This is a genomic window from Stutzerimonas tianxiuensis, assembly GCF_053470365.1.
In genome coordinates this window covers 98,780-119,039 of record NZ_JBPVWS010000006.1, presented here as the reverse complement: position 1 = coordinate 119,039, position 20,260 = coordinate 98,780, and the positions used below count along the sequence as shown (strand labels likewise).

At 59.4% G+C, this 20,260-nt stretch carries 18 protein-coding genes; 5 read left to right on the top strand and 13 right to left on the bottom strand.

What is annotated here, in order from left to right; genetic code table 11:
- Positions 1 to 35: 35 nt before the first annotated feature.
- From surE to ispF, 3 genes are read right to left on the bottom strand one after another with little or no spacing between them, the layout of a single operon-like run.
- Entirely contained in the window at positions 36 to 785 is a 750-nt protein-coding gene (gene surE, locus ACSSNI_RS09845; protein WP_200637676.1) for a 5'/3'-nucleotidase SurE, read from the bottom strand.
- A complete protein-coding gene (gene truD / locus ACSSNI_RS09840) occupies positions 785 to 1,825 on the bottom strand; it encodes a tRNA pseudouridine(13) synthase TruD (protein WP_200637675.1) in 1,041 nt (346 codons plus the stop codon). The genes surE and truD overlap by 1 nt, the downstream gene beginning before the upstream one ends.
- A complete protein-coding gene (gene ispF / locus ACSSNI_RS09835; RefSeq protein WP_200638169.1) occupies positions 1,822 to 2,295 on the bottom strand; it encodes a 2-C-methyl-D-erythritol 2,4-cyclodiphosphate synthase in 474 nt (157 codons plus the stop codon). The genes truD and ispF overlap by 4 nt, the downstream gene beginning before the upstream one ends.
- A 182-nt stretch (positions 2,296 to 2,477) precedes the next feature.
- Here ispF and ACSSNI_RS09830 point away from each other — a divergent pair, with 182 nt between their 5' ends.
- Positions 2,478 to 2,780, top strand: a complete 303-nt coding sequence (locus ACSSNI_RS09830; protein WP_102834869.1) for an ArsR/SmtB family transcription factor — start codon at positions 2,478 to 2,480, stop codon at positions 2,778 to 2,780.
- A gap of 37 nt (positions 2,781 to 2,817) precedes the next feature.
- On the top strand, positions 2,818 to 3,867 hold the full coding sequence (locus ACSSNI_RS09825; protein ID WP_200637674.1) for an alkene reductase: 1,050 nt from the start codon (positions 2,818 to 2,820) through the stop codon (positions 3,865 to 3,867).
- A 221-nt stretch (positions 3,868 to 4,088) separates the two neighbouring features.
- Here ACSSNI_RS09825 and fghA read toward each other — a convergent pair whose 3' ends face one another.
- Both fghA and ACSSNI_RS09815 read right to left on the bottom strand, forming a co-directional pair.
- Positions 4,089 to 4,934, bottom strand: a complete 846-nt coding sequence (gene fghA, locus ACSSNI_RS09820) for an S-formylglutathione hydrolase (RefSeq protein WP_200637673.1) — start codon at positions 4,932 to 4,934, stop codon at positions 4,089 to 4,091.
- A 69-nt stretch (positions 4,935 to 5,003) separates the two neighbouring features.
- On the bottom strand, positions 5,004 to 6,119 hold the full coding sequence (locus tag ACSSNI_RS09815; protein WP_102834872.1) for an S-(hydroxymethyl)glutathione dehydrogenase/class III alcohol dehydrogenase: 1,116 nt from the start codon (positions 6,117 to 6,119) through the stop codon (positions 5,004 to 5,006).
- Positions 6,120 to 6,248: 129 nt separating this feature from the next.
- Between ACSSNI_RS09815 and ACSSNI_RS09810 the strand changes: the two genes are divergently transcribed.
- The 3 genes from ACSSNI_RS09810 to ACSSNI_RS09800 all read left to right on the top strand — a co-directional run bounded on the left by ACSSNI_RS09810 (position 6,249) and on the right by ACSSNI_RS09800 (position 8,845).
- The gene (locus ACSSNI_RS09810; RefSeq protein WP_102834873.1) at positions 6,249 to 7,148 is read left to right on the top strand and encodes a LysR family transcriptional regulator; all 900 of its coding nucleotides are present in this window, start codon (positions 6,249 to 6,251) and stop codon (positions 7,146 to 7,148) included.
- Between the two features lie 131 nt (positions 7,149 to 7,279).
- Complete coding sequence (gene hpf / locus ACSSNI_RS09805) at positions 7,280 to 7,597, top strand: ribosome hibernation-promoting factor, HPF/YfiA family (RefSeq protein ID WP_102834874.1); 318 nt, start codon at positions 7,280 to 7,282, stop codon at positions 7,595 to 7,597.
- An 81-nt stretch (positions 7,598 to 7,678) separates the two neighbouring features.
- Positions 7,679 to 8,845 (top strand): baeRF3 domain-containing protein, encoded by a 1,167-nt coding sequence (locus ACSSNI_RS09800; RefSeq protein ID WP_200637672.1) that lies wholly within the window; start codon positions 7,679 to 7,681, stop codon positions 8,843 to 8,845.
- A 75-nt stretch (positions 8,846 to 8,920) separates the two neighbouring features.
- Here ACSSNI_RS09800 and ispD read toward each other — a convergent pair whose 3' ends face one another.
- The 8 genes from ispD to dnaE all read right to left on the bottom strand — a co-directional run bounded on the left by ispD (position 8,921) and on the right by dnaE (position 20,173).
- Positions 8,921 to 9,625, bottom strand: coding sequence for a 2-C-methyl-D-erythritol 4-phosphate cytidylyltransferase (gene ispD / locus ACSSNI_RS09795; protein WP_200637671.1), 705 nt, complete (start codon positions 9,623 to 9,625; stop codon positions 8,921 to 8,923).
- Positions 9,622 to 9,900: a cell division protein FtsB gene (ftsB, locus tag ACSSNI_RS09790; protein ID WP_073301032.1), complete on the bottom strand. Its 279-nt coding sequence runs from the start codon at positions 9,898 to 9,900 to the stop codon at positions 9,622 to 9,624. The genes ispD and ftsB overlap by 4 nt, the downstream gene beginning before the upstream one ends.
- Before the next feature lie 194 nt (positions 9,901 to 10,094).
- Positions 10,095 to 11,384, bottom strand: coding sequence for a phosphopyruvate hydratase (gene eno, locus ACSSNI_RS09785; protein WP_200637670.1), 1,290 nt, complete (start codon positions 11,382 to 11,384; stop codon positions 10,095 to 10,097).
- 33 nt (positions 11,385 to 11,417) lie between these two features.
- Positions 11,418 to 12,263, bottom strand: a complete 846-nt coding sequence (gene kdsA, locus ACSSNI_RS09780) for a 3-deoxy-8-phosphooctulonate synthase (RefSeq protein ID WP_102834878.1) — start codon at positions 12,261 to 12,263, stop codon at positions 11,418 to 11,420.
- Positions 12,260 to 13,891, bottom strand: coding sequence for a CTP synthase (locus tag ACSSNI_RS09775; protein WP_148924637.1), 1,632 nt, complete (start codon positions 13,889 to 13,891; stop codon positions 12,260 to 12,262). Before ACSSNI_RS09775 ends, kdsA begins: the two co-directional genes overlap by 4 nt.
- Positions 13,892 to 14,031: 140 nt before the next feature.
- Entirely contained in the window at positions 14,032 to 15,351 is a 1,320-nt protein-coding gene (gene tilS / locus ACSSNI_RS09770; protein WP_200637668.1) for a tRNA lysidine(34) synthetase TilS, read from the bottom strand.
- Between the two features lie 164 nt (positions 15,352 to 15,515).
- Complete coding sequence (locus ACSSNI_RS09765; RefSeq protein WP_200637666.1) at positions 15,516 to 16,466, bottom strand: acetyl-CoA carboxylase carboxyltransferase subunit alpha; 951 nt, start codon at positions 16,464 to 16,466, stop codon at positions 15,516 to 15,518.
- Between the two features lie 185 nt (positions 16,467 to 16,651).
- Positions 16,652 to 20,173: a DNA polymerase III subunit alpha gene (dnaE, locus tag ACSSNI_RS09760; RefSeq protein ID WP_200637664.1), complete on the bottom strand. Its 3,522-nt coding sequence runs from the start codon at positions 20,171 to 20,173 to the stop codon at positions 16,652 to 16,654.
- Positions 20,174 to 20,260 lie beyond the last annotated feature (87 nt).

Sequence of the window (20,260 nt, the reverse complement as noted above, 5' to 3'; positions counted from 1 at the left end):
AGTGCCGTGGCGCAGCAGGTCATCGGATCCGCGGTTCACAACACGCCCTCCAGCCAACTGTTGAGGCCATCGAAGGCCTCATGAAAGGTTCGGTCCAACTGCAATGGCGTAATCGAAACGTAGCCCTGCATTACCGCATGAAAATCGGTGCCTGGCCCGCCGTCTTCAACGTCCCCAGCCACCGAAATCCAGTAACCATCCTTGCCACGCGGATTAGCCTGCTTCACAGGCGGCTTGGCCCTGCTTCGATGGCCCAGGCGCGTCAGCTGGATGCCGCGCAGGTGATCCAGCGGCAGGTTTGGAACATTGACACTCAACACCGTACGCGGAGGGAGCTCAAGCGAGGCCTGATGCTCGACCAGCTTGCGCGCGACGTAGGCGGCTGTAGGCAGGTTGTCGGTCAGCCGCGACACCAGGGAAAAAGCGAACGCGGGCTTGCCAGTGAATCGCCCTTCGATGGCTGCGGCTACAGTACCGGAATACAGCACGTCGTCGCCAAGATTGGCGCCCAGATTAATACCGGAAACCACCATGTCGGGCACGTCTTCCAGCAGGCCGTTGATGCCCAGGTGAACACAATCCGTCGGCGTGCCGTTCACGCCGATAAAACCATTCGGCATGGTCGTGGTATGAAGCGGGCGATCCAGGGTCAGCGCACTGCTGGCGCCACTCATGTCCTGGATTGGGGCCACCACCCTGCACTCGGCATAATCCGCCAGCGCGTCATAAAGCGCGGCGAGCCCAGGTGCATACACCCCGTCGTCGTTGGCGATCAGAATACGCATCAGATGTCCGTCTGCCCTGCCAGGCTGACCAGTTCGCGCACCACAGCAGTGGCAAAGCATCCGGTCGGCAGGACGAATTCAAGTTGCAGAATGTCAGGCTCGGGATAATGCCACGACAAGCCGCCCATTGGGAGGCGAAGAATGCGCCGTTCATGCTTCATTCCGGCTTCTGCGAGCCACTTGGCGATTGACGGCTCCGTTGCGGAAACCTGCATCTCCAGTGCTTGAACATCGCCCGAGGCGGGCGACTCACCGGCGCCCCAGAGCGGACCGGTCGGATGCAGATCCAGCACGGCCAGCCTTGGATCGCTGCATTCAGCCTCGCCGGCAGGAAAGAAGCTGCGGCTGTCGGTGAAGGCCAGCAGATCACCGACCCGCGCCTGATTCCAACTACCCGCCGCAACTCGTTCAGCTAACACTCGATTGAACAGATAACTACGCCCCGCCGATAGCAGACGCGAGCGGAGATTGCGCTGTACCGGAAGCTCTTGCCTATCCGCATACTCGCGGGCGCCGTGGACATTTCCTCCCTCATGACCGAAGCGCTGCAGGCCAAAATAGTTGGGTACACCTTCCCTCTTGATTCGCTCGAGACGCGCATCGAGTTCGGCGTGATCAGCCTTCAGCTCCGTCAAGCGAAGGGTAAAGCCATTGGCCGTGTGGGCACCGCGCTGCAGTTTTCGCTGATGACGGCCGCTCTGGAGAATCATCAGGGTTTCGTCTTCGGCCGCGGCCAGTGCAGGATCAGCTTTGCCCGGCAGATGCAGACTGAACCACTGGCGGGTCAGAGCCTGACGATCTTTCAAGCCGGCATAGCTGATATTGCGCACCGGAACGCCAGCAGCCCGCGCCAGGCGTCGCGCAGCCTCCTCGGTGTTGAGGTTGCGCTTCTCCACCCAGAGCCACAGATGCTCACCGGCACCAGACAAAGGGATGTCGAGCACCTCGTCGACCTGGAAGTCCTCCGCCACAGCCTTGAGCACGGCGGAGCCACAGGCCCCTCCATGTGCCGTTGGGCCGAGCAACTGATCCTCGGTCATGCGCCGACCAGCAGCGCGACGGCATGCACGGCAATGCCTTCTTCACGTCCGGTAAAACCAAGCTTCTCGGTAGTGGTGGCCTTGACGTTGACCTGATCCAGGCCGACTTGCAGGTCTTCGGCGATCAGGGTTCGCATGGATTCGATATGTGGAGCCATCTTGGGTGCCTGGGCAACGATGGTGGCGTCAATGTTGCCAACCTTCCAGCCCTTGCTTTGCACCTGTTTGAGCACATGACGCAGCAGGACGCGGCTATCGGCCCCCTTGAAGGCCGGATCGGTATCCGGGAAGTGCTTACCGATATCACCAAGCGCCGCCGCGCCAAGCAATGCATCGCTCAGGGCGTGCAGCAACACGTCACCGTCCGAATGCGCGAGCAGGCCGAACTTGTGAGAAATCTGTACCCCGCCGAGGGTAACGAAGTCGCCCTCACCAAAACGATGCACGTCGTAGCCGTGGCCGATTCGCATAGTCATATGCCCTCGAAAAGATCAGCCCGCGATTCTACAGGACAGCAGCAACCATTGGAGTCGCAGCGGCAGGAACCCTCCAGATCAATATCAACGATAACGACCATTAACCGAATCGATCCCATATCGTTTTTTACCGATATATAGTTCGCCCCATCGCGATATACGAACCGGACGACACCATGCCCGAAGAACTGGACGACATGCTCAAGGCAATTGCCCACCCGTTGCGGCGGGAGATTCTGGCTTGGCTGAAAGAGCCGCAACGCTATTTTTCCGAGCAGCACCATTCGCTTGAAAACGGTGTGTGCGCCGGGCAGATCGACCAGCGCGCCGGGCTGTCGCAGTCCACGGTTTCGGCCCATCTGGCAACACTGCAACGAGCGGGACTGATCACCAACCGCAAGGTCGGTCAGTGGCATTTTTTCAAACGCAATGAACCGGCTATTGAAGCCCTCGTAACCCGTCTTGGCCGTGAACTCTGAGCTTCGCAGTCCTCACCTTGTAAGGAGCAGCATCGCTATGCCCACACTTTTCGACCCGATCAAGATTGGCGAACTGGAACTGGCCAACCGCATCATCATGGCCCCGCTGACCCGTTGCCGTGCTGAGCCTGGCCGCGTGCCGGGTGACCTGATTGTCGAGTACTACACCCAGCGGGCCGACGCAGGCCTGATCATCAGCGAAGCCACCTCGGTCACACCGATGGGCGTCGGTTACCCCGACACTCCTGGGATCTGGTCGGCCGAGCAGGTACAGGGCTGGAGAAAGGTAACCGATGCGGCCCACGCCAAGGGCGGCAAGATCGTCCTGCAGCTCTGGCACGTTGGCCGGATTTCCGACCCGTTATACCTGGACGGCCAGCTTCCGGTCGCCCCTAGCGCCATCAAGCCCGCAGGTCATGTCAGCCTGGTCAGGCCGATGAAGGAATTCGAAACCCCACGCGCCCTCGAGACCGAAGAAATCGCCGGCATCGTCGAAGCGTACCGCAAGGGGGCCGAAAACGCGCGGGAAGCAGGTTTCGACGGCGTGGAAATTCACGGTGCCAACGGTTACCTACTCGACCAGTTCCTTCAGGACAGCACCAACCAGCGCACCGATCAGTACGGCGGATCACTGGAAAACCGTGCACGTCTCCTGCTGGAAGTCACGGACGCTGCGGTTGGGGTCTGGGGCGCTGGCCGCGTGGGCGTGCACCTGGCCCCACGAGCCGACGCTCACGACATGGGCGACTCCAACCGTGCAGAAACCTTCGGTTATGTCGCACGTGAGCTGGGCAAGCGCGGTATCGCCTTTATCTGCACCCGTGAGAAAGCTGGCGAGGACAGCCTCGGACCGCAATTGAAAGAAATCTTCGGCGGCGTTTACATCGCCAACGAGCGCTTTACCAAAGAACAGGCCAACGCTTGGCTTGAAGAAGGTAAAGCCGACGCGGTTGCATTCGGCATCCCCTACATCGCCAACCCCGACCTGGTCGAACGCCTACGCAAGGACGCTCCGCTCAACGAGCCTCGGCCTGAGTTGTTCTATGCGAAAGGTGCCGAAGGTTTCACCGATTATCCATCGCTCTAGCTCCTTGCGATGGAAGGCCCGACCGGGTAACCGGTCGGGCCTTTTTTGTGCTTGCCGCTGATGACGCGCAACGCCTTGCATCGATAGGCCTGGGCATTTGCGCTGCCCGCAACGCTACAGCGATCTATCCACCGTGAAAGCAATCAGTGGTAAGCCACCTCCCCGAGAGAAAAGGTTCTGCTATCGCAAAACAGCCAGCTCAACGGCAAACGCAACACACCTCAAGCCTTAAGCGCCTGCGCATGATGACGCAGATGATCGTCGATAAAGCTGCTGATGAAGTAGTAGCTGTGATCGTAGCCAGGCTGGATACGCATCGTCAGCGGATGATCCGCCGCTCTTGCGGCTGATACCAACGCCTCAGGCTTCAACTGGTTGACCATGAAGTCATCACGATCACCTTGGTCGACCAGTATCGGCAACTTCTCCTGCGCCTTGGCGATCAAGGCGCAGGCATCCCATTCACGCCAGCGAGAACGATCTTCACCGAGGTAATTGGAAAAGGCCTTTTCACCCCACGGGCAGTCGGCCGGACTGGTGATCGGCGCGAAGGCCGACAGCGACTGGTAGCGGCCAGGATTCTTCAAGGCGCACACCAGCGCACCGTGACCGCCCATGGAGTGTCCACTGATGCCGCGCTTATCAGAGACCGGGAAGTTTGCCTCGATCAGCGCAGGCAGCTCATCAACCACGTAGTCGTGCATACGGTAATGCTGGGCCCATGGATCCTGAGTCGCATTGAGGTAGAAACCCGCCCCTAGACCGAAATCATAGGCAGCGTCCGGATCATCAGGCACATCAGGCCCACGAGGGCTGGTATCTGGCGCGACGATGATCAAGCCAAGTTCTGCTGCAAGTCGATGCGCACCCGCTTTCTGCATGAAGTTTTCATCGGTACAGGTCAAGCCGGACAGCCAGTACAGCACGGGCAGCTTTTCGCCCTGCTCCGCCTGAGGCGGCAGGTATACGGCAAACACCATGTCGCAGTTCAAGCTGGCAGAGCGGTGGCGATAGCGCTTGTGCCAGCCACCGAAGCTCTTCTGGCAGGAAATGTTCTCGAGGCTCATGGGCCCTCCTGAAGCGGGCCGGTGGTGTTCGCCAGGGCAAGGCAAAGCACCACGGCCCGACATGCGAAATCAATAGTGGATGACGGTCCGAATGCTCTTGCCTTCATGCATCAGGTCAAACGCATGGTTGATCTCGTCCAGCCCCATATTGTGGGTGATGAAGGTATCCAGCGGGATCTCACCGGTCTGAGCCTTCTCCACATAGCCCGGCAATTCGGTGCGCCCTTTGACGCCGCCGAAGGCGCTGCCACGCCAGACGCGGCCCGTCACTAGCTGAAACGGACGAGTGCTGATCTCCTGACCCGCGCCGGCCACACCGATGATCACCGATTCGCCCCAACCCTTGTGGGCACATTCCAGCGCGGCGCGCATCAGCTGGACGTTGCCGACACACTCGAATGAATAGTCAACGCCACCATCGGTCATCTCGACGATGACTTCCTGGATCGGCTTGTCGTAATCCTTCGGATTGACGAAGTCGGTCGCGCCCAGTTCTTCGGCGATGGCGAACTTGGACGGATTGATGTCGATCGCGATGATTCGGCTGGCCTTGGCCATCTTTGCGCCGATGATCGCTGCCAGGCCGATGCCGCCCAGGCCGAAGACCGCTACTGTCGCGCCCTCTTCAACCTTGGCGGTGTTGAGTACCGCACCGATCCCGGTGGTTACGCCGCAACCCAGCAGGCAGACCTTGTCCAGTGGCGCTTCCTTGGGAATCTTCGCTACCGAAACCTCAGGCAACACGGTGTATTCGGAAAACGTCGAAGTACCCATGTAGTGGTAAATCGGCTGGCCGTTGTAGGAAAACCGCGTGGTGCCGTCCGGCATTAGGCCCTTGCCCTGGGTCGCGCGCACCGAGCTGCAGAGGTTGGTCTTGCCGGATTTGCAGAATTTGCACTGGCGGCATTCGGCGGTGTACAGCGGGATCACGTGATCGCCCACCGCCACCGAGGTAACGCCCTCGCCGACAGCTTCGACGATGCCGCCCCCTTCGTGACCAAGGATGCATGGGAAGACACCTTCCGAGTCTTCGCCGGAGAGCGTGTACGCGTCGGTGTGGCAGACGCCAGTCGCAACGATGCGCACCAGCACCTCGCCAGCTTTGGGCGGCTCGACGTCCACTTCGACAATTTGCAGAGGCTGATTGGGGGCAAACGCGACTGCGGCACGGGACTTGATGGTCATGGCTGGCTTTACTCGTGGATGAATGGTGAAGCGCAGTGTAGTTTTATCAGCGGACAGGGTTAATAAGCTGATCGTGAAAACATTATTGCCATACAGGGATAATTCAGCCCTATACCGAAAGGATCGCTTATGAACCGCTGGGAAGGCTTGGACGAATTCGTGGCAGTCGCTGAAGCGGGCAGCTTCATGCGCGCCGCCGAACATCTGCGCGTATCGTCATCCCATGTAAGTCGGCAAGTGGCGCGGCTTGAGGAACGTCTGCAGGCCCGCTTGCTCTATCGCACCACCCGCCGTGTATCGCTGACCGAAGCCGGCCATACCTTTCTCTCTCGCTGCCAACGTTTGATCGAGGAGCGCGACGAAGCCTTTCACGCCATCAGCGACCTGCATGCCGCCCCCACAGGGTTACTGCGGATGACCGCTGCAGTCGCGTACGGCGAACGCTTCATCGTGCCGCTGGTAAACGAATTCATGGCGCAGCACCCTCAATTGCGGGTCGACATTGAATTGTCAAACCGCACGCTCGATCTGGTGCAGGAAGGTTACGACCTGGCCATACGCCTGGGCCGACTCAGCGAATCACGGCTGGTCGCTACGCGCATCGCCCCGCGGGCGATGTATCTGTGCGCGGCACCGAGCTACCTCGAACGCTACGGCCGGCCTCACACGCTTTCCGAGCTGGCGCGGCACAATTGCCTGATAGGCACCGTTGATACCTGGACGTTGCAGATCGAAGGCCGCGAGCAACCTTTCAAGCCCTCGGGCAACTGGCGTTGCAACAGCGGCCAGGCGGTGCTGGACGCTGCACTACGGGGCTTCGGGCTATGCCAGCTACCGGACTATTACGTCCAGGAACCGCTGCGCCGCGGTGAACTGGTGTCCTTGCTCGAAACCTATCAGCCGCCGAATACAGCCGTATGGGCCGTCTATCCGCAGCGGCGCTATCCCTTGCCAAAGGTCCGGCTATTGATCCAGGCATTGAAGCAGGGCCTGGCAAGCCGCCCTGAATACCGCAACGAACGCAATTGAGTTGCGACTGCGCCGCGCGTCCGACTGCCAGCGTCAGGCGGAACCCGAATTAACCCACCACGTCGAAATCCTGAAGCCGGTGCCTCCGGCCCTCTGCTTGAGCGAGCCGGCCATTCAATCAGGAGGACATCATGCAGATTCTGGTGAACAGCAATCATAGCGTCGACGTGACCAGCAACCTTGAGGAGCACGTGAAGGCGACGGTCGAGAGCGAACTGGAGCGCTTCGACGATCAGCTGACCCGAGTCGAAGTTCATCTCAACGACGAGAACAGCGGCAAAAGTGGTCCGCAGGATAAGCGCTGCCAGATGGAAGCACGCGTCAAAGGGCACGAGCCCATCTCGACCAGCCACAAGGCGGACTCGCTGAATATGGCTATCGACGGCTGTGCCGAAAAGCTAAACCACGCACTAGCCCATGCACTGGACAAGAAACTCAATCACCACTGAACGCCGCCTATGCGACCCGCCAAAGCGGGCCTATCGTCACCCGTGAGGAACCGAACCATCTGACAACGAGTGAGGCCGTACATGAACAGATTGCTCGATCGAGAAACCATGTCCCAACTGCTGGCAAAACGCGAAGCGCCCTGCCTGTCACTTTATCAGCCCACCCACCGCAGTTTCCCCGAGCGTCAGCAGGACCCGATTCGCTTCAAGCACCTCCTCCGTGAGCTGGAAGACTCGCTCAAGCAACAAGGCCGGGGGGATCAGGCCAAAGCATTACTTAAGCCGTTCCAAGACCTGATGAATGATCCCGACTTCTGGAATTCCAACCGTGATGGACTTGCCGTCTTCGGTGCGGTGGATTATTTCGAAGTATTCCGCTTGCAACGCAGCGTTCCCGAGCTCGCCGTCGCCAATGATCGAATGCACCTCAAGCCGCTACTGCGTATCGCGCAGTCTGCTGATCGCTATCAGATACTGGCGATCACCCTCAACTCGGTTCGTTTATTCGAAGGCAACCGCGACGGCATCGACGAGGTCCGCTTGGGCGACGGGGTACCGAAAACACTTGAGGAAGCATTGGGGCGCGATCTGACCGAGAAGGGGCAGACCGGCTTCCCGCAAGGCTACAGCCGCGCCAGCGAGCGTGGCGACCCAATGCAGGTAGAAAGCGGTGGCGCTGGCCGCCAAGACGAAATCGATCGAGACCGGGAGCGTTTCTTCCGTGAAGTGGACCGCGCAATTCTCGAGCACCACAGCCGCAAGTCGCGACTGCCGCTGATCCTCGCCGCATTGCCGGAGCATCAGTTTCACTTTCGCAAACTCAGCCACAACGAGTTCATGCTTTCGGAAGGGATCGAAAGCGATGCGTCGTTGCTGAGCCATGACGAACTTCGGCAAAAGAGCTGGATGGTCGTGCAGCCGCGCTACATCAAGCGTCTGGAAGGCTTCATCAACCAATACGGCGTCTCGCACGGTCAGGGACTGGCTACCGATCAGCTTGAGCAGATTGGCCAGGCGACACTCGAAGGCCGCGTTGCCACGCTTCTGGTAGAGGCGGAGCGTCAGATTCCAGGAGTTGTGGACAAGCAGCAGGGTAAGGCGGTCGCAGTGGAAGATGACACCGCGACGACGTCCGACCTGCTCGACGAGTTGACCATATGGACGCTGGAGCAAGGCGGTGAGGTGATTGCTGTGCCTACCGAACGCATGCCAACTCAAAGTGGTGCCGCTGCAATCTATCGGTACTGATCGCAACGCCTCTAGAGCTGCTATGCAGAGCGCATCGACTTTACTTTGTGCCGAGCATTCTGAGCAGCGCTGGACTCACGATTTCCAGCGCTGCTCCAGCCATTGAAGATCCTCTGGACGAGTGATCTTCAGATTGTCGGCCCGACCTTCAACCAAACGCGGGTGGTATCCTGCCCATTCAAGCGCGGACGCTTCATCAGTCACCGCCACCCCGCTAGCCAGCGCATCCGCCAAGGCCTCGCGCAACGACCCAAGCCGGAACATCTGTGGGGTAAACGCCTGCCAGATGACGCTGCGATCAACCGTCTCCTGGATGCGGCCGTCTGTATCTGCACGCTTGAGCGTATCGCGCGCCGGCACGGCGAGCAGCCCACCAACGGGATCTGTGGCAAGGGTCTCCAGCAGCTGATTAAGATCCGTGAGTGTCAGGTTGGGTCTGGCGGCGTCGTGCACCAGCACCCAGTCGTTGTCCGTGGCACCGAGGCCAGACAGTTTTCGAAGGCCGCCAAGCACGGAGTCAGCTCGCTCGCTACCGCCATCGGCACGGTGAACCCGCGGATCTATCGCGCAAGGGAGATCTGGCCAATAGGCATCATCACGCGCCAGACAGACCACCAGTCCCATGAGCTGGGGATGACCCAGGAAACAATCCAGGGTGTGTTCCAGGATTGTCCTTCCAGCCAGCTGCAGATACTGCTTGGGACGGTCGGCTCGCATGCGACTGCCAATGCCGGCAGCCGGAATCACGACCCAATAAGACGGGAGATTTTCTACGCTCATTCGGTGAGCTGAAAGAGAGTTTCGCCCTCTTTGACCATGCCCAACTCATGCCGAGCACGCTCTTCCACAGTTTCCATACCCTGCTTGAGCTCTCTGACCTCGGCTTCGAGAATTCGGTTGCGCTCAAGCAACCGCTGGTTCTCGCCCTGCTGCTCAGCGATCTGTTTGTTCAGCCCGCTGACCTGGGCGAGGCTGCCCTCGCCCACCCACAGGCGATACTGCAAGCCACCCAGGAGCAGAATCAGGACAACAAACAACCAGTAGGGACTGCGCATGGAGGGCATGGATCGAATTCGATTGGTTTCCAGTGACGTTGTATAAGCGGCGGTCAGCGACATGGCCCGGCTTTCCTTTGCTGGCTAGCGCATCGCCTTGCGGCGACCTTAACAGCGCTGACCGTTATCCACAAAAAAGGGCGACTAACGCCGCCCTTTTCTAGCATGCCCCAGCTTTTCTAGCGATAGCCAGATTAGCCGCGAAACTCGGCACGTCCCTTGTAAGCCGCTTTCCCGCCAAGCTGCTCTTCGATACGAAGCAGCTGGTTGTACTTGGATACGCGGTCCGAGCGGCACAGTGAACCAGTCTTGATCTGGCCGGCAGCCGTTCCTACTGCCAAGTCGGCGATGGTGCTGTCTTCGGTTTCGCCGGAGCGGTGCGAAATCACCGCCGTGTAACCAGCAGCCTTGGCCATCTGGATGGCTTCCAGGGTTTCGGTCAGCGAACCGATCTGGTTGAACTTGATCAGGATCGAGTTACCGATGCCCTTCTCGATGCCTTCCTTGAGGATCTTGGTGTTGGTTACGAACAGGTCGTCGCCCACCAGCTGAACTTTGCTACCGATCTTGTCGGTCAGAACCTTCCAGCCAGCCCAGTCGGACTCATCCATGCCGTCTTCGATGGAGATGATCGGGTAGCGGTCGGCCAGGCCCGCCAGGTAGTCAGCAAAACCGGCGGCGTCGAAGACTTTGCCTTCACCGGCGAGGTCGTATTTACCGTTCTCGAAGAACTCGCTGGAAGCGCAATCAAGCGCCAGGGTGACGTCATCACCCAGCGTATAACCGGCGTTAGCCACCGCTTCTGCGATGGCTGCCAGGGCGTCTTCGTTGGATGCCAGGTTCGGTGCGAAGCCACCTTCGTCACCAACCGAAGTGCTCAGGCCACGGGCCTTCAACACCGCTTTCAGGTGGTGAAAGATTTCGGCGCCCATGCGCAGCGCATCAGCGAATGTCTTGGCGCCGACGGGCTGAACCATGAACTCCTGAATGTCGACATTGTTGTCGGCATGTTCACCACCGTTGATGATGTTCATCATCGGCACCGGCATGGAGTACTCACCCGGCGTGCCATTGAGGTTGGCAATGTGCGCGTAGAGCGGCAAATCTTGGTCCTGCGCAGCGGCTTTGGCAGCAGCCAACGACACGGCAAGAATGGCGTTGGCACCCAGCGAGGCTTTGTTTTCGGTACCGTCCAGCTCAATCATGGCGCGGTCCAGCGCCTTCTGATCCAGCGGATCCTTACCCAGCAGCAGATCACGGATAGGCCCATTGATGTTGCTGACAGCCTTCAGCACTCCCTTGCCCATGTAACGGCTCTTGTCGCCATCGCGCAGTTCCAGCGCCTCGCGGGACCCAGTGGAAGCACCGGACGGCGCACAGGCGCTACCAGTAATGCCGTTATCCAGGATAACGTCCGCTTCAACAGTGGGATTGCCACGGGAGTCGAGAACCTCACGCCCTTTGATGTCGACGATCTTTGCCATTTTTATTAACACTCCGTAGATAGCTTCAAGGCTTCAAGCAGTTTCGATTGGCGCAAAATTCTTGATCAGATCATCCAGCTGCTTGAGCTGGGTGAGGAAGGGTTCGAGCTTGTCCAAACGCAATGCACAAGGACCATCGCACTTGGCATTTTCCGGATCCGGATGGGCCTCAAGGAACAACCCGGCCAGCCCTTGGCTGAGACCGGCCTTGGCCAGATCGGTAACCTGTGCGCGACGACCGCCAGCCGAGTCGGCGCGGCCACCCGGCATCTGCAGCGCATGTGTGACATCGAAGATCACCGGATATTGCATCCGCTTCATGATGTCGAAGCCGAGCATGTCGACGACCAGGTTGTTGTAGCCAAATGAGGAGCCGCGTTCGCAGAGAATCAGTTGATCATTGCCGGCTTCTTCACACTTGGTGAGGATGTGCTTCATTTCCTGCGGCGCGAGGAACTGCGCCTTCTTGATATTGATCACCGCACCGGTCTTCGCCATCGCCACCACCAGATCGGTCTGGCGCGAGAGGAAGGCCGGCAGCTGAATGATGTCGCACACCTCGGCCACCGGCTGTGCCTGGTGAGGCTCGTGTACGTCGGTGATCACCGGAACGCCGAAGGTCTTCTTCACTTCTTCAAAGATGCGCATCCCCTCTTCCAGGCCAGGGCCTCGGAAGGAGTTGATCGAGGAGCGATTGGCCTTGTCGAAGCTGGCCTTGAAAATATAGGGAATCCCGAGCTTCTCGGTGACCTTTACATAGGTTTCGCAGATCTGCAGTGCAAGATCGCGAGACTCCAGCACGTTCATCCCGCCAAACAACACGAATGGCTTGTCGTTGGCGATCTCGATACTGCCGACGCGAATGGTCTTCTGACTCATGCCTTGCCCGCCTTGTAATCCAGCGCTGCCTTGACGAAGCCACTGAACAGCGGATGACCGTCGCGCGGTGTGGATGTGAATTCAGGGTGGAACTGGCAGGCCACGAACCAGGGATGATCTGGCGCCTCGACCACTTCGACCAACGCGCCGTCACCGGAGCGACCGGTGATCTTCAGGCCAGCGGCCTGCAGTTGCGGCAGCAGGTTATTGTTCACTTCATAGCGATGGCGATGACGCTCGATGATGCGCTCCTTGCCGTAGCAGGCGAACACATTGGAGCCTGCCTCCAGACCGCATTCCTGCGCACCCAAACGCATGGTGCCACCCAGGTCTGACGCATCGCTGCGGGTTTCCACAGCACCGGTGGCATCTTCCCACTCGGTGATCAGACCCACGACCGGATGGGTGCTGTCCTTGTCGAACTCGGTGGAATTGGCGTCGGTCCAGCCAAGCACGTCACGAGCGAACTCGATCACCGCAACCTGCATGCCGAGGCAGATGCCGAGGTAGGGAATCTTGTTCTCGCGAGCATATTTGACGGTGGCGATCTTGCCTTCCACGCCGCGCAGCCCGAAACCACCCGGAACCAGGATCGCATCCATGCCTTCCAGCAGGCTGGTGCCCTGGTTTTCGATGTCTTCGGAATCAATGTAGCGAAGGTTCACTTTGGTACGGCTCTGGATGCCAGCATGGCTCATTGCTTCGATCAGAGATTTGTACGCATCCAGAAGTTCCATGTACTTGCCGACCATGGCAATGGTGACTTCCCGCTCCGGGTTCAGTTTGGCGTCGACCACACGATCCCACTCGGACAGGTCGGCGCCGCCGCACTCCAGACCGAAGCGCTCTACCACAAAATCGTCCAGCCCCTGAGCATGGAGGACACCAGGAATCTTGTAGATGGTGTCAACGTCCTCAAGGCTGATCACCGCGCGCTCTTCGACGTTGGTAAACAGAGCAATCTTGCGCCTTGAGGAGACGTCGATCGGATGGTCGGAGCGGCATACCAGTACGTCTGGCTGCAGACCGATGGAGCGCAGCTCCTTCACCGAATGCTGGGTTGGCTTGGTCTTGGTTTCACCAGCCGTGGCGATATAAGGGACCAGCGTCAGGTGCATCAGCATCGCGCGTTTCGCGCCCACTTCGACGCGAAGCTGGCGGATCGCCTCAAGAAAGGGTTGCGACTCGATGTCGCCGACCGTGCCGCCAACCTCCACCAGCGCGACGTCGGCATCGCCAGCGCCTTTGATGATGCGGCGCTTGATTTCGTCAGTGATGTGCGGGATGACCTGGATGGTGGCGCCCAAGTAGTCACCACGGCGCTCGCGACGCAATACGTCTTCGTAGACGCGGCCGGTGGTGAAGTTGTTGCTCTTGGTCATCGTGGTGCGGATGAACCGCTCGTAGTGACCAAGGTCGAGGTCGGTCTCGGCGCCGTCGTGGGTGACGAACACCTCACCGTGCTGGAACGGGCTCATGGTGCCCGGATCCACGTTGATGTAAGGGTCCAGCTTGAGCATCGTGACCTTCAGGCCCCGCGCCTCCAGGATGGCCGCCAATGAAGCCGAGGCGATGCCTTTCCCCAATGAAGAAACAACACCACCCGTGACGAAGATGTAGCGCGTCATGAAAAACCCTAGAAGTCTGCGTTAAGCGGTCAGCGCCGCCGGGGAAAAGCGAAGGTGCCACTGCGCCTGGGGCGGCAATAGCTCAACTGCCACGGTTTTCGAAGAAAGCCGCAGAAGCTGTGTTGGGACGGGAGCGTAGTCTACTCGAAAGACCCTACCAGCTCAAACGTGTCGACGGTTGGCGGCGACCACTGCAGCGACAGGGCTTGGGCATCGAACTGCGGCAGATTGGCGACCGCAACGAGCTCACCGTCTAGAAACAGCAGCGGTAGACGCGAGCGCACGAAACCTGGCATTCCAGCCTCATTTAGCAACCGTTTGAGGTCACGCCGGCCTCGGCCAGGAATTTTCAGTGACTCGCCGCCCTGACGATAGCGCACCTGCAGCAAGCCTTGCCCAGCGTAGCCGCTCAAGCGCAGGAAGCCGTTGCCGGGCAGCTGCAGGTCAGTGCTCGGCTGCGGCCAGTCGACTGGCCCCGCCACGGTGGCCAACCAGGACCCCGATAACCACCAGAGGCAACCATCGCCTCTGTGCAGCTCGCCAGCAGCCAAGCGCCAGACCGGAGCGGCATCTGGAGCGGCATCACGCAACGCATCCCAGCCAGCCCAATGATCGCTATCAGGAAGCGCCGTCAGATCAGCCAACCAATAGCGCAACGCATTGCGCTGACGAGCGGGACTGAGCGATTCCAGTGACAACAAGGAGAGCTTCGGCATCAGTAACCACTGATACCGGCAAGGCGCATGAGCTTTGCGCAGATCGATTTCGGCGAGCTCATCCAGCAGCTGCTGTGCCTCGCCCAGATGTCCGGCGGCGCGCGCCATATTTTCCACGGCTCGCGGCCAGCGCTGCCGGAGCACTGGCATAACACGATGACGAAGAAAGTTTCGCGCATGTTCGGTGCACTGGTTGCTTGGGTCCTCGACCCAGCTGAGGCGCTGCGCCCGCGCGTAGGCCTCCAGTTCGTCACGCCCGACATTCAGTAAAGGTCGCACAAGCCAGCCCTCACCCAGCGCGCGTACTGTCGGCATGCTGGCAAGTCCCCGCACCCCCGCGCCACGCAGCAGGCGAAAGATCAGGGTCTCCGCCTGATCGTCTCGGTGCTGACCTGTGAAAAGCACGTCGGCTGTGTGCAAGCACCCGCTGAAAGCCGCATAGCGCGCAGCTCGCGCGGCGCTTTCGAGGCTCGGACCAGGCTCGACCCGTACCCGCACAACCTGCAACTCGATGCCGAGGCTTTGGCAGATGGACCGGCAGTGCTCCGGCCAACCCTCGGCTGCAGGCTGCAAACCATGGTGAATATGGATCGCGCTTATTGGCGGAAACCTTTCGCGAGTCGATAAGCGCACCAATAAATGCAGTAAAGCAGTGGAGTCCAGACCACCGGAAAAAGCCACACGCCAGCGCGGCGCGGTACGCCATGGTTGCAATACATCAAGCAGCCGAGACTCGAGAGACATCTGATTGCAGCTCAGAATAAACGAAGGTCAGCATAAGCTGGATATGGACGAACGCTAGCCAATCGCACGGATCAGTGGGGCGCTGAAACAATCTGGCAAAGTGAAAGGCTCAGACACGAAAACGGCGGGAAAGCCCGCCGTTTCGTTCATCGGTCACTCAGTTATCAGGCTATTCCGTAGCTCATCAGACGCTCGTAACGCCGCGCCAGCAGGGCCTGGGTATCGAGCCCTTTGAGCATGTCGAGCTGAACAGTCAACTCGTCACGCAGCGACGCCGCGATCGCCGCCGGATTACGATGGGCGCCGCCCAGCGGCTCGGGTACGACCTTGTCGACGATACCGAGATTCTTCAAACGCTCAGCGGTTACACCCATCGCCTCGGCAGCTTCCGGCGCCTTGTCAGCAGTCCGCCATAGAATGGAGGCGCAGCCTTCAGGCGAAATGACCGCATAAGTCGAGTACTGCAGCATGTTCAGCTGGTCGCAGACGCCAATAGCCAGCGCACCGCCGGAACCACCCTCGCCGATCACCGTGGCGATAATGGGGGTTTTCAGCCGTGCCATGACCCGCAGGTTCCAGGCAATCGCTTCGCTCTGGTTGCGCTCTTCAGCGTCGATACCCGGATAGGCGCCGGGTGTGTCGATGAAGGTGAGGATCGGCATCTTGAAGCGCTCGGCCATTTCCATCAGGCGGCACGCCTTGCGATAGCCCTCAGGACGGGGCATACCGAAATTGCGACGCACCTTTTCGCGGACCTCTCGACCTTTCTGATGACCGATGATCATCACCGGCTCGCCGTTCAAGCGAGCCGTACCACCGACGATTGCGGCGTCATCGGAGAAATGGCGATCGCCATGCAGCTCTTCGAACTCGGTGAACAGGTGTTTGATGTAATCCAGCGTGTAAGGGCGCTGCGGGTGTCGGGCCAGACGAGCGATCTGCCAACTGGTGAGATTGCCGAAGATGCTCTCGGTGAGCGACTCGCTCTTGTCCTGCAGGCGGGCAATCTCATCGCCAATGTTCAGCGAGTTGTCATTACCAACCAGGCGCAATTCTTCGATCTTGGCTTGCAGGTCGGCGATCGGCTGTTCGAAATCGAGAAAATTCGGGTTCATAGGCATCCGTCATGCGTCGACGGCCAGGCGGCCGGGAGCTGTTCCGTTTTTTGCGCCCTACCTTACGGGACGGACGCATTCAGGTCGAACAAAATGTTCACAATCATGACCCGATCAGAGATCAGGCCGGTTCAGGACGCCGATGGTTCTCGCACCTGCAAAGGTGCACCCATCGGCGGGTCCCACTATCGGTATTGCAGAAAGACGTTGTCGCGCCCGAACTGGTCACGCAATGCCTGAATCAAGTTGTCAGCAGGGTCGATTCGCCACCCTTCGCCGAACTGCAACAGAGCACGGGCATCAGCGCCGGTGTACTCCAGCGTAATCGGACAGGCGCCGCGATGACGACCGCAAACATCGGCCAACCAACGGACCCGATCGCCTTTTAGCGCATCGCTGGCCACTTTGACTCGCAGACTTTCGGCCAACCCGGTTCGGGCCTCCTCCAGACTCATGACCCGCTTGGCTCGCAGGCGCAATCCTCCCGAGAAATCATCATTACTGACTTCGCCCTCTACCACCACCAGAGCATCGGTCTGCAGTAACGCCTGAGCGCTGTTGAAGGCTTCGGCGAACAGCGAGGCTTCGATCCGCCCCGAGCGATCGTCCAGGGTGATAAAGCCCATTTTGTCGCCTTTCTTGTTCTTCATGACCCGCAGGTTGACGATCAGCCCGGCTACAGTTTGCTCGCCCCGAGCGGGACGCAGATCGATGATGCGCTGACGAGCAAAGCGGCGGACCTCGCCTTCGTATTCATCGATTGGATGCCCGGTAAGGTAGAGCCCCAGGGTGTCCTTCTCGCCTTTCAGACGCTCCTTCAAGGACAACTCGCGAGCTTTGCGATGGTTCGCATAGACATCTGCTTCGGGCTCAGCAAACAAGCCCCCAAACAGGTCCGCATGGCCGCTGTCGAGGCTGCGTGCCGTCTGCTCTGCTGCCTGGATCGCCTCTTCCATTGCCGAGAGCAGCACCGCCCGATTGCGATCGATATTGGCCTGGTAGGCTTTCGGCTCATCAGAGAAATAAGGCCCAAGGCGATCCAGCGCGCCTCCACGGATCAGGGCTTCGAGGGTGCGCTTGTTGATTCGCTTAAGATCGACACGGCTGCAGAAATCGAACAGGTCCTTGAACGGCCCACCTTCCTTGCGACATTCACAGATGGCTTCGACCGGGCCCTCACCGACGCCTTTGATCGCGCCAAGCCCGTAAATAATTCGGCCATCGTCACTGACCGTGAACTTGAACTCGGAGTTGTTCACATCAGGCGCGTCGATACGCAGCTTCATGCTGCGGCATTCTTCGATCAGCGTGACCACCTTGTCGGTGTTGTGCATGTCCGCCGAGAGAACCGCCGCCATGAAAGGCGACGGGTGATGCGCCTTGAGCCAGGCGGTCTGGTACGAAACCAGGCCATAGGCCGCCGAGTGAGATTTGTTGAAGCCGTAGCCGGCAAACTTTTCGACGAGGTCGAAGATGTTACCCGCCAGATCAGCGTCGATGCCGTTGTTGGCACAGCCTTCGATGAAGCCGCCGCGCTGCTTGGCCATTTCCTCGGGTTTTTTCTTACCCATGGCGCGACGCAGCATATCCGCCTGGCCAAGGGTATAGCCGCCCATGACCTGCGCAATCTGCATCACCTGCTCCTGATACAGGATGATGCCGTAGGTGGGAGCCAGCACCGGCTTGAGGCCCTCATACTGGTAATCCGTATGCGGGTAGGAAATTTCTGCACGGCCGTGCTTACGGTTGATGAAGTCGTCAACCATGCCCGACTGCAGCGGGCCAGGCCGGAACAGCGCCACCAGAGCGATGAGGTCTTCCAGGCAGTCCGGCTTGAGCTTTTTGATCAGCTCCTTCATCCCGCGCGATTCAAGCTGGAAGACTGCGGTCGTCTCGGCTTTTTGCAGCAACGAATAGGTCGGCTTGTCGTCCAGCGGGATGAAATCAATGTTGACCGGCTCGAGCCCCTTGCGCGCCTGCTCGCGATTGATGGTTTCCAGCGCCCACTTGATGATGGTCAGGGTGCGCAGGCCAAGGAAGTCGAACTTGACCAGGCCCGCCTGCTCGACGTCATCCTTGTCGAACTGAGTCACCAGGCTGCCGCCTTCGTCATCGCAGGCGATAGGTGCAAAATCTGTGAGCTTGGTGGGCGCGATGACCACGCCGCCGGCGTGCTTGCCGGTACCGCGCGTGATCCCTTCGAGCTTGAGCGCCATGTCCCAAATTTCCCGGGCGTCTTCGTCGACGGCCAGGAAATCCCGGAGCGGCTCTTCCATTTCGTAGGCTTTCGCCAGAGTCATGCCGACTTCGAAGGGAATCATCTTCGACAATCGATCAGCCAGGCCGTAGGACTTACCCTGCACCCGCGCCACGTCACGCACCACGGCCTTGGCCGCCATGGTGCCGAAGGTAATGATCTGGCTGACCGCGTTGCGGCCGTACTTCTCCGCCACGTAGTCGATGACCCGGTCACGGCCATCCATGCAGAAGTCGACGTCGAAGTCGGGCATGGAGACCCGCTCCGGATTAAGGAAACGTTCGAACAGCAGGTCGTAGGCCAGCGGATCGAGATCGGTGATCTTCTGCACGTAGGCCACCAGCGACCCCGCACCCGATCCCCGCCCAGGCCCAACCGGCACGCCATTGCTCTTCGCCCACTGGATGAAGTCCATGACGATAAGGAAGTAGCCGGGGAAGCCCATCTGAATAATGATGTCGAGCTCGAAATTCAGCCGGTCGATGTAAACCTGCTTTTTCGCCTCATAGTCCGGCGTGTCCTTGGGCAGCAGCACCTCGAGTCGCTCATCGAGCCCATCGAACGATACCTTGCGGAAATATTCGTCCATGGTCATGCCATCCGGCACCGGAAAATCGGGCAGGAAGTAGGTACCGAGCTGCACTTCAATGTTGCAGCGCCGGGCGATCTCTACGGTGTTCTCCAACGCCTCTGGCAGATCGCTGAACAGCTCCCACATCTCCTCGGGCGTCTTCAGATACTGCTGATCGGAGTAATTGCGCGGCCGCCGCGAGTCGTCGAGGGTGCGGCTTTCACCGATACACACGCGCGTTTCGTGGGCTTCAAAATCTTCCTGTTTGAGAAAGCGCACGTCGTTGGTAGCCACAAGCGGAACACTGCAGCGCTGCGCCAATACCACCGCCGCATGCAGATGTTCTTCGTCGTTGACGCGGCTCGTACGCTGTACTTCAAGATAGAAACGCTGCGGAAAGGTTTGCCTCCACTCATCCAGCAACGCCTCAGCCAAGGCTTCTTCGCCATTGAGCAACGCATGGCCGATCTCCCCTTCCTTGGCGCCTGACAATGCAATCAAACCATCCGCCGCACCTTTGACCCAATCGCGCTCAATGATGATCTGATCGTTACGCTGACCTTCTGTCCAACCGCGTGAAACCAGTTCAGTCAGGTTGCGATATCCCTGGCTGTTCATCGCCAGCAAGGTCAAGCGGCTGAGCGGTCCATCTTCATCACGGCTGGCCAGCCAGATATCGGCACCACAGATCGGCTTGATCCCTGCGCCTTGTGCCGCCTTGTAGAACTTGACCAGCGAGCACATGTTGCTCTGGTCCGTGACCGCCACCGCTGGCATGCCTGCGCTTGCTACCGACTTCACCAACGGTTTGACGCGCACCAGTCCGTCAACAAGAGAATATTCAGTGTGCAGACGGAGGTGGACGAAGGAGACGGGCATGAACGAACCTTGGACTGGCGAAACGACAAGCCGCGAATTGTACCGGAAAGCCGCAGTCGATTAAGACGGCGTTTAACCGCTTGTGGA